The sequence below is a fragment of the Salinarimonas rosea DSM 21201 genome (genome assembly GCF_000429045.1).
GTDB classification, from domain to species: domain Bacteria; phylum Pseudomonadota; class Alphaproteobacteria; order Rhizobiales; family Beijerinckiaceae; genus Salinarimonas; species Salinarimonas rosea.
In genome coordinates, this window is the sequence record NZ_AUBC01000010.1 from 64708 (window position 1) to 77573 (window position 12866).

Annotated in this window: 11 protein-coding genes; 2 read left to right on the forward strand and 9 right to left on the reverse strand. The window is 71.1% G+C overall.

Annotated features, from left to right (window positions below; genetic code table 11):
- Positions 1-24: 24 nt before the first annotated feature.
- Both G407_RS0108100 and G407_RS0108105 read left to right on the forward strand, forming a co-directional pair.
- A complete protein-coding gene (locus G407_RS0108100; protein ID WP_052341094.1) occupies positions 25-1503 on the forward strand; it encodes a phospholipase D-like domain-containing protein in 1479 nt (492 codons plus the stop codon).
- An 80-nt stretch (positions 1504-1583) separates the two neighbouring features.
- On the forward strand, positions 1584-2447 hold the full coding sequence (locus tag G407_RS0108105; protein ID WP_043539262.1) for an SDR family oxidoreductase: 864 nt from the start codon (positions 1584-1586) through the stop codon (positions 2445-2447).
- An 18-nt stretch (positions 2448-2465) separates the two neighbouring features.
- Here G407_RS0108105 and olsB read toward each other — a convergent pair whose 3' ends face one another.
- From olsB to G407_RS0108150, 9 genes are all read right to left on the reverse strand, one after another.
- A complete protein-coding gene (gene olsB / locus G407_RS0108110) occupies positions 2466-3428 on the reverse strand; it encodes a l-ornithine N(alpha)-acyltransferase (protein ID WP_245259054.1) in 963 nt (320 codons plus the stop codon).
- Between the two features lie 218 nt (positions 3429-3646).
- Positions 3647-5827, reverse strand: a complete 2181-nt coding sequence (locus G407_RS26455) for an ATP-binding protein (RefSeq protein ID WP_084327390.1) — start codon at positions 5825-5827, stop codon at positions 3647-3649.
- 136 nt (positions 5828-5963) lie between these two features.
- Positions 5964-6185: a hypothetical protein gene (locus tag G407_RS0108120; protein ID WP_029030412.1), complete on the reverse strand. Its 222-nt coding sequence runs from the start codon at positions 6183-6185 to the stop codon at positions 5964-5966.
- A gap of 24 nt (positions 6186-6209) precedes the next feature.
- Positions 6210-6851, reverse strand: a complete 642-nt coding sequence (locus G407_RS0108125; RefSeq protein ID WP_029030413.1) for an acyl-homoserine-lactone synthase — start codon at positions 6849-6851, stop codon at positions 6210-6212.
- 94 nt (positions 6852-6945) lie between these two features.
- The gene (locus tag G407_RS26460; protein ID WP_156917509.1) at positions 6946-7692 is read right to left on the reverse strand and encodes a helix-turn-helix transcriptional regulator; all 747 of its coding nucleotides are present in this window, start codon (positions 7690-7692) and stop codon (positions 6946-6948) included.
- A gap of 173 nt (positions 7693-7865) precedes the next feature.
- Complete coding sequence (locus G407_RS0108135; protein ID WP_156917510.1) at positions 7866-8087, reverse strand: hypothetical protein; 222 nt, start codon at positions 8085-8087, stop codon at positions 7866-7868.
- Positions 8088-8187: 100 nt separating this feature from the next.
- The gene (locus G407_RS26465; RefSeq protein ID WP_052341095.1) at positions 8188-8946 is read right to left on the reverse strand and encodes a LuxR family transcriptional regulator; all 759 of its coding nucleotides are present in this window, start codon (positions 8944-8946) and stop codon (positions 8188-8190) included.
- A 101-nt stretch (positions 8947-9047) separates the two neighbouring features.
- The gene (locus G407_RS0108145; RefSeq protein WP_029030416.1) at positions 9048-10586 is read right to left on the reverse strand and encodes a YifB family Mg chelatase-like AAA ATPase; all 1539 of its coding nucleotides are present in this window, start codon (positions 10584-10586) and stop codon (positions 9048-9050) included.
- Between the two features lie 127 nt (positions 10587-10713).
- A complete protein-coding gene (locus G407_RS0108150; RefSeq protein WP_156917511.1) occupies positions 10714-12675 on the reverse strand; it encodes a methyl-accepting chemotaxis protein in 1962 nt (653 codons plus the stop codon).
- Positions 12676-12866 lie beyond the last annotated feature (191 nt).

Here is a 12866-nt window from a genome sequence, read left to right on the forward strand (position 1 = left end):
GCCGTCGTGCCGGGGGAGGGACCGATGCCGACCACCGCCGCGCGCCACGACGCGTCGCCCGCACCCGATCGACTCCTGCGCCCGGGCGACACCTGCTGGCGCATCGCCCGCGCCGGCAGGGCGGGCCTCGTCGTCGATGCCCAGGACTATTTCCGCGCGGTGAAGGAGGCGATGCTCGCCGCACGCCACTCGATCATGCTGATCGGCTGGGACTTCGACCTGCGCATCCAGTTCGAGCCCGACGGCGCCACGCTGGAGGGCCCCAATGCGCTCGGGCCGTTCCTGCGCTGGATCGGCAAGACCCGCCCCGAGCTGAAGATCTACGTGCTCAAATGGGACCTCGGCATGGTCCAGGCGCTCGGTCGCGGCTCGACGCCGCTGATGATCCTCGACTGGACGACGAGCGACAACATCCGATTCCATCTCGACGGGGCGCACCCGCCGGGCGCCGCGCACCACCAGAAGATCGTCGCCATCGACGACGTTTTCGCCTTCTGCGGCGGCATCGACATGACGGCCGATCGCTGGGACACGCGCGGGCACGTCGACGACGATCCGCGCCGGCGCCGTCCGAGCGGGCGTCCCTACGGCCCCTGGCACGACGCGACGATGGCGCTCGACGGCGCGACGGCGAAGGCGCTGGGCGAGCACGCCCGCGAGCGCTGGAGGCTCGCCACCGGCGAGGCGCTCGAGCCGCCGCCTCCGCGCGAGCCCTTCTGGCCCGGTGCGGTGGCGCCCACCTTCGTCGACGTCGACGTGGGGATCGCCCGCACGGCGCCGCTCTTCGGCAACCATCGCCGCGTCTTCGAGGTCGAGAGCCTGCTCCTCGCCTGCATCCGCGAGGCGCGCGAGACCATCTACTGCGAAAGCCAGTATTTCGCCTCGCGCACGGTCGCGGAGGCGATCGCCGCGCGCCTGCGCGACGAGGACGGGCCGGAGATCGTGATCGTCAACCCGGTCTCGGCGGACGGCTACCTCGAGGCGGCGACCATGGACACCGCGCGCGCCCGGCTGCTCGGGCTCGTGCACGACGCCGACCGCCACGACCGCTTCCGGATCTACACGCCCGTGACGCACGCCGGCGAAGACATCTACGTCCACGCCAAGATCCTCGTCGTGGACGATCGGCTGATCCGCATCGGCTCGTCGAACCTCAACAATCGCTCGATGGGCTTCGACACCGAGTGCGACGTGGCGATCGAGGCCGTGGCGGGCGCGCCGGACGAGGCGCAGTTGAAGGAGCGCATTCGCGAGGTGCGCGCGGACCTGCTCGCCGAGCACCTCGCCTGCGCGCCGGAGGAGGCCCATCGCGCCCTGTCCGAGGCGGGCCTCGTGCGCGGCATCGAGCGCCTGCGCAAGGAGGGGCGCGGCCTCGTCCCCTACGAGCCCGACCCGATCGGCCCGGCGGAGCAGATCCTCGCCGAGAACGACCTGCTCGATCCGGAACGGCCGCCGAAATGGCTGCGTCGCGCCCGCGAGACGCTCCTTCGCCCTCTGAAGTGAGCGCGCGGCGACGTCGTGTCCCGTGACGGAGCGGTCGCGGCGGGCTAGCGTCCACCCGCAACGTGGAAACGGGGGACGGCGTGACGGATCTGTTCACCTTCGGGCACGGCTACAGCGCCGCCGAGGTCGTTCGGCGCGGCGGCTTCTCGGCCGTCGTCGGGACGGTGCGCACGCAGGAGAAGGCGGCCGCGCTGGAGGCCCGAGGTGTGGCTGCCCGCGTGTTCGGGCCGGACGGCGCCGACCCGCGCATCGGAGACGACCTCGCCCGGGCGACGCATCTCCTCCTCTCGATTCCGCCGCGCGCGGGCGTCGACCCCGCCCTCGTGGCGTTCGGCGAGGCGATCGCGGCGGCGCCGCGGCTCGCGAGCATCGTCTATCTCTCGACCATCGGGGTCTACGGCGACGCGCAGGGCGGCTGGGTCGACGAGGACACGCCCACCGCCCCCAAGCACGGGCGCGCGGAGGATCGCCTCGCGGCCGAGGAGGCGTGGTGCGCGCTGGGCACGCGGGCGGGCAAGCGCGTGTGCGTGCTGCGGCTCGGCGGCATCTACGGTCCCGGACGGAACCCGATCGTGCAGCTGCGCGCCGGCACCGCGCGGCGCATCGTCAAGCCCGGGCAGGTCTTCAACCGCATCCACGTGGCGGATATCGCGCAGGCCGTGCTCGCCGCCTTCGCCCGCGGGCGGCCGGGCGGCGTCTACAACGTCGTCGACGACCTGCCGACCCCGCCGCAGGACGTCGTCGCCCACGCCGCCGAGCTCGCGGGGCTCGTCCCGCCGCCGGAAGTGCCGTTCGAGGAGGCGGAGCTCAGCCCGATGGGCCGCAGCTTCTGGTCCACGTCGAAGCGGGTCTCGAACCGGCGCCTGCGGGAGGAGCTGGGGGTGGACCTGCTCTATCCGACCTATCGGGAGGGGCTCGCGGCGCTCCTGGGCGACGCGGCCTGAGCGACGCGCTCGCCTCGCTCAGGCGGCGTGGCGCCCCGCGTCCGCGCCGAAATGCGTGACGTAGCGCGGGCTGATGGCGGAGACCGGCAGCACCACGAGCACGTCCGTCGTGCCGAACTGGGTGTCCACGACCGCGCCGTCGCCGAAGCGGGCGCCAAGCCGCAGGTAGCCCTTGATCAGCGGCGGCAGCGCGTGGAGCGCCACCTTCGCGTCGACGCGCGAGGCCGGCAGGCGGTCCATCGGCACATAGCGCCCGGGCACCGCGCGGGCGCGCCAGCCCTCGGCGGCGGCGGCGTGGTGGTGCAGGAAGGACAGCGGCAGGGCGAGCGCGTCCGGGTCCGTGCCCTCCATGCTCGCGCAACCCAGCATCACGTCAATGCGGTGGTGCAGCACGTAGGCCCAGATCCCGTGCCAGAGCAGCTCGACCGTCCGCTTCGTGCGATACGCCTCGAGCACGCAGGAGCGGCCGAGCTCGAGGAAGCGCTTCGTCGGGTGCGCGGTGATGATCGGCGCGATGTCGTACTCGGCCTGGGTGTAGAAGCCGAAATGCCGCTCGGCCACTTCCTGGCGCAGGAGGCGGTAGGTGCCGACGACGGCGGGGTGCGCGGTGCGCGCCGGGATGCCGCGCAGCTTGCGCGCCGGCTCGCCGAGGTTCGACGGCGCCGCGTGGTCGAGCACGAGCAGGTGATCGCAGATCGCGTCGTACTCGTCGAAGTCGCGCCGGGCGAGCGCGGAGGCCGTGTGCGGCAGCGCCCGCCCCGCCTCGTAGAACACCTTGTAGCGAAGGCGCTGGGCAGCGCGGATCTCCCGCGGCGTGGTGGCGAGGCGCACCTCGAGCGAGCCGATGCGGCCGAGCGTCGGGTCGAGCGGGCGCTGCACCGGCGCGCGGTCGACGTTCGCGCCGCGCAGGAACGCGATCGCGGCCGAGCCCTTCTTGCGGAAGGGGCGGACGAAGCTCGTGATCTGGGGAGAGGTCAACAAGAAGCCGAAGCGGCTCGGAAGCCGGCTCGACGTCGTTTCGACTGCGGGAAACGGCGCCATCACATCCTCGTCGGGCGGCAACCTCCGCATCGCGATTCTCTCGCCGCGTCCGCCTTTCGGCTCTTGAACCATAGCGTTTCAACACAATTGTGACAGATCCGTTGCGCCTGTCACCGTAGCCGGGACAGGAAAAATCGCAATCCCTGGAGAGGATTCGCTCAGCCGGTGCGCGCCAGCCCGGCGTCGCCGAGGAGCCGCTCCAGCATCCGCGGCTCGAAAGGCTTGGGCAGGAAGCCGTCGAGCCCGGCCTCGCGGGCGGCCTCCTCGTCCTCCTTGAGCACGTTCGCCGTGAGCGCCACGATCTGGCGGGGCTGTCGGCGGCCGAGCGCGCGCTCGAGGGTGCGGATGCGCCGCGTCGCCTCGAGCCCGTCGAGGCCGGGCATGCGGATGTCCATGAAGACGACGTCGTAGTCGGGCCGCAGGCCGGCGAAGGAGGCCTCGGCCAGCGCCACCGCCTCGTGGCCGTCCTTCGCCCAGTCGACCACGGCGCCGCGCTTCTCGAGCGCCTTGAGCGCGAGGAGCGCGTTGATCTCGTTGTCCTCCGCGAGCAGCACGCGCGGCGCGCCGGGCCGCGGTGCGTTCCCGCGCTCGCCGGGGAGCCGCCTGCGCGCCGGCTGCGGGACCGGCGCGGGCACGGCACCCGCGGGCACGGAACCGGCCGGCTCGGCGCCACCCGGCGCGGCGCGCGGCGCCAGCGGCCCGGCGAGCCTCTCGACGAGCGAGCGCGCCCGCACGGGCTTGACGAGATACCCGTCGTAGCCCGCGGCGCTCGGCGAGCCGAGGTCGCGCCGCTCGAAGGGCGAGAGCAGCACGATCGCCCGCGACACGCCCGCCTCGCGCGCCGCCGCGGCGACGTCGCGGGCGAGGTCGTCGCCGAGTGCGCAGTCGACGATGAGCGAATCGAACGTCGCGTCAGGGCCGGCCATGGCGATCTTCGCCAGCGTCTCGCCCTCGGTCGCGACGACGTGCACCCGCGCGCCGGCCTGCTCCAGCCGGCGGGCGATGAAGGGCGCCTCGAACGGCGAGCGGGCGAGCACGAGCATGCGCCGGCCGGCGAGGGACGGGAAGGGCGTCGCCTCGGCGGCGACGGCGGGCGCCGGCGCCGCGGGCAGCGGCAGGGTCACGGTGAAGCGCGCGCCCGCGCCGGGCGCGCTCTCGACCGTGATGGTCCCGCCCATGCCCGCGACGAGGCGCTGGGTGATGGCGAGCCCGAGCCCGGTGCCCGAATGGCGGCGTGCCGCCGAGCCGTCGCCCTGCTCGAACTCCTCGAAGAGGGCCGGGATGCGTTCGGGCGCGATGCCCGGCCCGGTGTCGGAGACCCGCAGCACGATCCCGTCGCCCGCACCCGGCATCGCCTCGACGCCGACGCCGCCGGTCTCGGTGAACTTCACGGCGTTGCCGGCTAGGTTGACCAGGATCTGCCGGATGCGCGCCTCGTCGCCGACGAGCCGCGTGGGGAGTTCGGCTGCCGAGAAGCCCGCGATCTCGATGCCCTTGCCCTGTGCGCGCGGCGCGAGGAGCTCCACCACGCCCTCGACGCAGGCGGCGAGATCGAAGGGAGCCGGGGCGAGGGTGAGCTTTCCCGCCTCGATGCGGGAGAAGTCGAGGATCTCGTCGATCAGCGAGAGGAGCGCCGCCCCCGACGTCTTGATCGCCCGGGCGTAGGTCGTCTGCTCGGGGTCGCAGCGCGTGTCGAGGACGAGGTCGGCCATGCCGAGGATGCCGCCGAGCGGCGTGCGGAACTCGTGGCTGACCGTGGCGAGGAAGCGCGACTTCGCCTCGCTCGCGGCCTCGGCGCGGGCACGCGCCTCGGCGAGCGCGGTCTCCGCCGAGACGCGCTCGGTGATCTCGCGCCCGGCGCGCAGGGTCTCGGGGGCGCCGCCGCGTCCCGGCGCGGTGGTCTCGATCCAGCCGATCCAGCGCACGCCCTCGGGCGTCTCGATCGCCTCGTCGACCAGGCGGGCGCCGTCGGCGCGCCGTCGCGGCGGCCGGCTCTCCAGCACCCGGGGCGCGTGCGCCCGGCCCAGCACCTCCTCGCGCGGGAGCCCGACGAGGGCGGCGAAGCCGTCGTTCGCCCAGGTGACGCGCCCCTGCGCGTCGCGCTGGACGATGGCGTCGACCTGCGATTCGGCCAAGGCACGGAAGAAATGCTCGCTCTCCTCGGCGTGCCACAGCCGGTCCTGGAGCGCTTCCGCGTCGGCCTCGAGCCGGCGCGTGCGCGCTGCGAGCCGCCTGTGGGCGCGCAGGATCAGCCCCGCGGCGAGCGTCGCCACGACGGCGACCGCGCCGGCGAATGCCGGCGCGGCAGCCACGGGTGTGATGATCAGGAGACCGTCCATCGCGCCGCCTCGTCTTCGTCCGCGCACCCTGCCGCGCGCGGGCTGAAGGTCGGCTTGAGAAAGACGGTGAACGGTCCGTTGCGCCGATGGCGTGTCGTCGACGATGCCCGGCCCGCGGTGGCGGGCCGGGGCTCCCTCACGAGAGCGAGGCGCGGCGATGCTCGAGCACCGCCTCGATGAGGCGCAGCGCGAGCTTGCGCTCCGCCTCGGTCAGCATGACGGCCGTGTCGACGATCTGGTCGACGTAGGGCTCACGCACGAAGTACAGCGACCGGACGTCACGCGGCGAGAGCTCGAGCGGCCCCTCTCCCGACGCGTCGCGCCTGGCGGTCTTGAACTCGATGGAAACCTTGGACATCGGAGAGCCTCTTTTCTTGGTTGTTCACGCGGCGTCGGAACGCGCCATCTGTCGACCCGCCTCGAGCACGGGGCCGGTGATGCCGCTCGCCTTGCGCAGGGCGGCCTCCATCTCGTCGCCGATCTCGAAGAGCGCGGCGAAGGCGATCGTCTTGCCGATGCGGATCGGGCTCGAGATCGGCTCGCCGCGGCAATCCGCACGGCGCAGGACGCGCGCGATGAAGGCGTCGTACACCGTGACGATGTGCGATAGGCCGAGCTCGCGACCGAGCTCGTTCATGCCCAGGATGAGCTCTGCAGTGGGGCGGCTCAACCGATTGCGGGTCAGCTCGACGTCCGCGTCCGGGTCGATCGAGAACCGGCTCGACTCCCAGATCAGCGGGCTCTCGACGCGGGCCCCGTCCGGCAGCAGCTCTGGGAATACGTCGTTGAGCATGTTGCATCCGATTGTGGGAAGCAGCCGAATGCTCCCCAGGATGCGCTCCTCATCGTCGACGCAGATCAGGTAGACGCAGTCGAGCGCATCGAACCCGTCGACTTCCCAGTCGCGAATGATCGAGACATCCCAGCCGAGGCGATCGTGAAAGACCTTCTTGCGGATGCGATGCATCGCATCGATCTCTCGGGGAAACTGCCCTCGCTGGTGGCTCTGGATGACGCGGATCATTAGGTTTCTCCCGTCGATTGTGGGACACAGCCAACGGAAAGAAACTTGCATGAAGAACTAGGAAAGAACCTGTCGGAAAAGACAGGTAAACTAGCTAGGGTAGCGGGATAACGCCATAAGAAATTGCTTTCGAAACGGCATGCGTCGTAGAGAGGGCATTGAGCTTCGAACGTGCATTCTCCAGATGAAACCTCACGGTTCGCTCGCTCAATCCCAGGATGGTCGACGTATCCCATATCGTCTTGCCGGCGGCCGACCAGCGGAGGCACTCCTTTTCTCGTTCCGACAGCTTGCCGGCGTAATCGTTCTGCTCGATCTTCTCCACTTGCAAGGCCCACGAGTGGAAGTAGTAGGAAATGACCATGAACTCCTTGATGAGCATCCTTTTCAGCGACGGCCAGTTCCTGGCCGGAACGTCCGCATTGATAGAGAACAGCGCGAACTCGCCGTAGCGGCCACGGATCGGGAACGACAGCCCTTGCATGCCGACGTCGAATTCCTGCGCCTCGCCGAAGACCTTGCGGATGGTCGAGCGCGTGCGGTCGATCTCGGTCCAGTCGATCGGTAGGACCCCGCCCAGCCCGGCGCTGACCACGGGGTCGATGTTGACGTAGTCGCTCTGCTCGTAGTGCCGCTGCCATTCCGGAGAATACGTCACCGCGACGAGCGGCATGCGCCGCCGCTCCGAGGGGATGTTCAGGCCGAGGTACGCCACGTGCTTGAGGTCGTAGCGATGCAGGTTCTCGCGCAGAACCGCATGGCCTTCCTCCAGCTTCGCCGCGGTGCTGATCCGGTCGATGATCTCGAAGGAGAGTTGGCTGTCGGGGGAGAGAGTTCTCATCGAATCGATCTCGCGACGCCTCCGGGCTCCGGCGCGGCGCGCGCAGGCTCCCGCGCGCCCGAAACCGAGCCTCTGCAATATGTACCAATCGCCCAGGAGAGGCAACACCCCGGGTTTCGTTCGACCTGAGAGGATCGTGTCCCATTCTCATATCGGCTGAGTGTACGAGGACTTCAGATCGACTTCTTATTGCTGAGAATTGTCACAATTAGATCAAACGCGAGCTTCCGGTCCTTCTCATCCATCATGACCGCAAGCTCGAATATGTCCTCTACCAGCGGCTCTTCCAGCAATTTAAGGTACCTTGCATCTTGTTCATCCATCATCATGCGATGCGACGGTCCGTCACCGCCGGATTGATGTCGATCGCGATCGGCGTCGTTCTCGTTCCGCATTCCAGCCTCGTCGACCTCCTGGAGCATCGTCCCGTGCCCGGGTCCGGGAGACGCGGTTTCCCACCGCCACTATGTGTCAGCTCAAGGACGCATATAATCGTCAGAAATTACGATGTGCGGGGCCGAGGAGGTCACGCAGGATTGCGGTGGCGACGGCCGCGGTCTTGTTCGGAGCATCGAGCTTACGGCACGCGCTCGTCATGTGCGTCGTCACCGTCCGTTCGGAGATGCCCAGCTCCGCAGCCGCAGCCCCAGCAGAGAGGCCGCGCGCCGCGAGGTATAAAACGTCTCGCTCGCGCCGCGTCAGGTGCGACGGAGCGCTCCGATGTGCGCGCGACGCCATTTCGCGGCATCGGTCGAAGACCCCACGGGCCACGACGTCGATGACGGGGCGAACCCGTGGACCGATGTCGAGCCACGCTCCGCTGACCGACACGCACCCTTCGAGTCCGCGCCTGCCGTGGATCGGCACGCACAATCCTTCGGTCATGCCGTGGCGGCCTGCCGCCGCCATCACTTCCGCGGATCGGGCGTTAGGCGGAAGCTCCCGCTCCGCCTCTGTCCAGGCGAAGGACCGCTTTGTTCGCGTGCACAGCCGCAGGACTGGATCATGCCGCCCGTACTCATGTTCGACGTAGGTCCGAAGCCAGTCCTTGGGGAGCTTCTGCAGGAGCATTGCGTCCGTACCGAGCGAACCGGCCCGCTCGAATGTGGCGACCACGATGTTCTCCACTCCGAAGCGCCCGAGTGCCACCCCCAGCTCGAATAGCAGGGCCCCCGGCTCGTCCGCTTTCGACAGGACGGCCAGCATGGCGCGGGCATCGCTCGCGAGGTCGCCGTTGTTGAGATGCGCGCTCATTGCCAGCCCGCTTCCGGTAATATGAGCATCGGGACAAAAGCAACCATAGCCCACCGCGCGGCGCGAGACAAACGAACGGCTCGCCTCGCTCGCACGCAGACCTATGCGGCAACTCTGCGGCGGTCGAGGTGCGAGCGGTAGGAGAGCGCCTCGGCCACGTGCACGCGCCCGACCCGGCTCGTGCCGTCGAGATCGGCGAGCGTGCGGGCGACGCGCAGGACGCGGTGGTAGCCGCGCGCGGAGAGCTTCATCGCCTCCGATGCGTCGCGCACCAGGGCGAGCCCCTGCGCGTCCGGCGCCGCGACCTGCTCGAGCACGGCCGCGGGGCAGGCGGCGTTCGTCGTGCTGGCGGGCAGGCCGAGCGCGGCATAGCGCCCGCTCTGCACGGCGCGCGCGGCGGCGACCCGGCGCGCCACCTCGGCCGAGCCCTCCGCCGGCGGCGGGAGGATCAGGTCCGCCGCGCGCACGGCCGGCACCTCGATCGTGAGGTCGATGCGATCGAGCAAGGGGCCGGAGAGGCGCGCCTGGTACTGCGCCATGCAGCGCTCGTTTTGCCCGCGCCGGCAGGCGAAGCCGGGCTCCGTCGCCTGGCCGCAGCGGCAGGGGTTCATCGCCGCCACCAGCTGGAAGCGCGCGGGATAGGTGCAGCGCGCGTTGGCGCGCGCGATCATCACCTCGCCGGTCTCCATCGGCTGGCGCAGGCTGTCGAGCGTCTGTGGCTGGAATTCCGGCAGCTCGTCGAGGAACAGCACGCCGCGATGGGCGAGCGAGATCTCGCCCGGGCGCGCCGTCACGCCCCCGCCCACCAGCGCCGCCGTCGAGGCGGAATGGTGCGGGGCGCGGAACGGACGCCGGTCGGAAAGCTGGCCCTCCTCGATCAGCCCGGCGACGGAATGCACCATCGAGACCTCGAGCAGCTCGCGGGGCGAGAGCGCGGGCAGGATCGAGGGCAGGCGCTGGGCGAGCATGGACTTGCCCGCGCCCGGCGGGCCGGACATGAGCAGGTTGTGGCCGCCGGCGGCCGCGATCTCGAGGGCGCGCTTGGCGTTCTCCTGGCCCTTGATCTCGGCGAGGTCCGGCAGCGCGCCGCCGCGCAGGGCGACCGCGGGCTCCGGCCGCGAGAGGACCTGCGTGCCCTTGAAGTGGTTGGCGAGCTGGACGAGGTTCTCCGGCGCGATCACCGCCATCTCCTCCGACGCCCAGGCCGCCTCCGGGCCGCAGGCGCGGGGGCAGATCAGCCCCTGGCCGCGCCCGTGCGCGGCGATCGCGGCGGGCAGCACGCCCGCCACCGGCGTGATCGAGCCGTCGAGCGCGAGCTCGCCCAGCACGGTGAAGCCGTCGAGCGCGTCCGAGGGAATCGCGCCGAGCGCCGCCATCAGCCCGAGCGCGATCGGCAGGTCGTAGTGGCTGCCCTCCTTGGGCGTGTCCGCCGGCGCGAGGTTGACGGTGATGCGCTTCGTCGGCAGCGACAGGCCCGACGAGATCATTGCCGAGCGCACCCGCTCGCGGCTCTCGCCCACCGCCTTGTCCGGCAGGCCGACGACGTTGAACTTCACGTCGCCGGGCGCGACCTGGACCTGCACCTCCACCGCCCGCGCCTCGACGCCCTCGAACGAGACGGTTGAGACGCGCGTGACCATGGGAGACCTCGACGGCTCGGGAACGGAGCGCGATCAAGGTTGCATATGGGGTGCCGGATGACAAGCGGAGAGGTTCGTCTCGACACCCCTCCGCAACCTCTGCGGATCAGGCCGCTCGCGCGCTGCCTTACTCGGTGACGGCGCCGACGAAGCCCGCCACCGCCCGCGAAAGCTCGTCGGCGCGCTCGGAGAGATCGCGTGCGGAGCCGAGCACGGCGCCCGCCGAACGGCTCGCCGTCGTCGCCGCCTCGGTGACGCCGACGATGCCGCGGGAGACCTCGCCGGTGCCGGTGGACGCTTCCTGCACGTTGCGCGCGATCTCCCGGGTCGCCGCGCCCTGCTGCTCGATCGCGGCGGCGATCGCCGTGGACGTAGCCGAGAGCGAGCCGATGACGCGGGCGATCTCGGCGATCGCCTCGCTGGAGCCGGCGGAGGCCGCCTGGATGCCCTGGATCTGCTGCCCGATCTCGACGGTCGCCTTGGCCGTCTGGTCGGCGAGGTTCTTCACCTCGGCGGCGACGACGGCGAAGCCGCGCCCGGCCTCGCCGGCGCGGGCGGCCTCGATCGTGGCGTTGAGCGCGAGCAGGTTCGTCTGCTCGGCGATGGCCTGGATCATCGAGACGATGTCGCCGATGCGCTCGGCCGCCTCCGCCGTGCCGCGCACCCGCGCGACGGCCTCCTCGGCCTGGCCGGAGGCGGTGGTCGCCAGCGCGCTCGAGTCGCTCACCTGACGGCCGATCTCGGCGGTCGAGGCGGCGAGCTCCTCCGCTGCGGCGGAGACGGTGCCGACGTTGGCTGCGGCCTGCTCGGAGGCGGCGCCGACCAGGCTCGCCTGGCCGGTCGTCTGCTCGGCGGAGGCCGAGAGGTCGCGCGCGGAGGCCGTGAGGGTGCGCGCGGTGTCCGCCACCTTGGCGACGATGCCGCCGACGCGGCTCTCGAACTCGGTCGCGAGGCCCGCGAGCAGGCGCTTGCGCTCGGCGGCGGCGTCCGCCTCCCGCGCCTTGGCCTGCGCCTCCATCTCGGCATTGCGCGCGAGGACGGCCTTGAAGAGGGCGAGCGCGCGCGCCATCGCGCCGATCTCGTCGCGGCGGTCCTCGCCGGTGACGGCGACGGCGCCGTCGCCCTCCGCGAGCCGCGTCAGCGTGCCGGCCAGCGCCACGAGCGGCCGGGAGATCGAGCGCCCGACGATCCAGGACGCCGCGAGCAGGATCGCGAAGATCACGCCCAGCGCGATCCACACCGTGCGCTCCACCGACACCTGCCGCGCCGTGAGCGCGGCCCGCCCCTGCGCCGTGCGGCTCGCGATCGTCTCGAGCACGCTCGCGACTTGCGGCTCCATCTCCGCATAGACCGCCGCGAGGGCCGCCACCTGCTCGGCCTTGGCCGCGCTCGTCGCCGCGAAGGCGTCGAAGGCGGCGCCGTAGGCGTCCATGCGCTCGGTGATGGTGCGCTGGCCCTCGGCCGCGATCGCGGCGCGCCCGGCCAGGAGGGCGGCGAACTCGCCGCGGCGGGCGACATGCCGCTCGACGTACTTCGCGTCGGCGCGCATCATGAAGTCCTTCTCGTGCCGACGCATCATCAGCATCAGCACCGCCAGCTCGGCGTCCTCGTAGGTCCCGAGCGTCTCCTCGACGGTGTGCACGGCCGCGCGCAGCGCGCCCTCGAGGCCTTCGCTCTCGTCGAAGCCCAGGAGCCGCTCGGACGCGACGATGTCGCCGAAGCGCACGGCGTAGGCGTCGAGCCGCGTCCCGAGCGCGCCGAGGGCGCTCGCGAGCGCCTGGTCCGTGCCGGCGAGGCCGGTCTCGAGGCTGGCGAGGCTCGCACGGGCGGTCTCCAGCGTCCGCGCGTGCTGGGTCACGAGCGCGTCGCTCGGCGTCATCAGGAAGCGCGTCTCGGCGAGGCGCGCGTCGACGAGCGCGCTCGACAGCCGATCGGCCGCCTCACCGCGTGCCGCCAGGCGCTCGAGCTCCTCGACGCCCGCGCCGATCTCGCGCAGGCCGTTGACGAAAACCAGCATCGCACAGAGGAAGCCGATAATGCCGAGCGCGCTGAGAAGCCCGACCTGCTGACCGATCCTGAACCGTGACAAGAACCCCGACATCCCGACCTCCGCGCGCGACACACTCGTCGCTCGGGAGATGCATGAGCCTGATGGCGTAAATAATGGGCTAATTCGCACCGAGTTCTTGTGTAATTGGTCGGATTCGACAACCCGATTACATCAGAAGTGGATGCATCGCCATCGTACCGTGCGAAACGCGGAGCGGCTTGCCGCGGGTT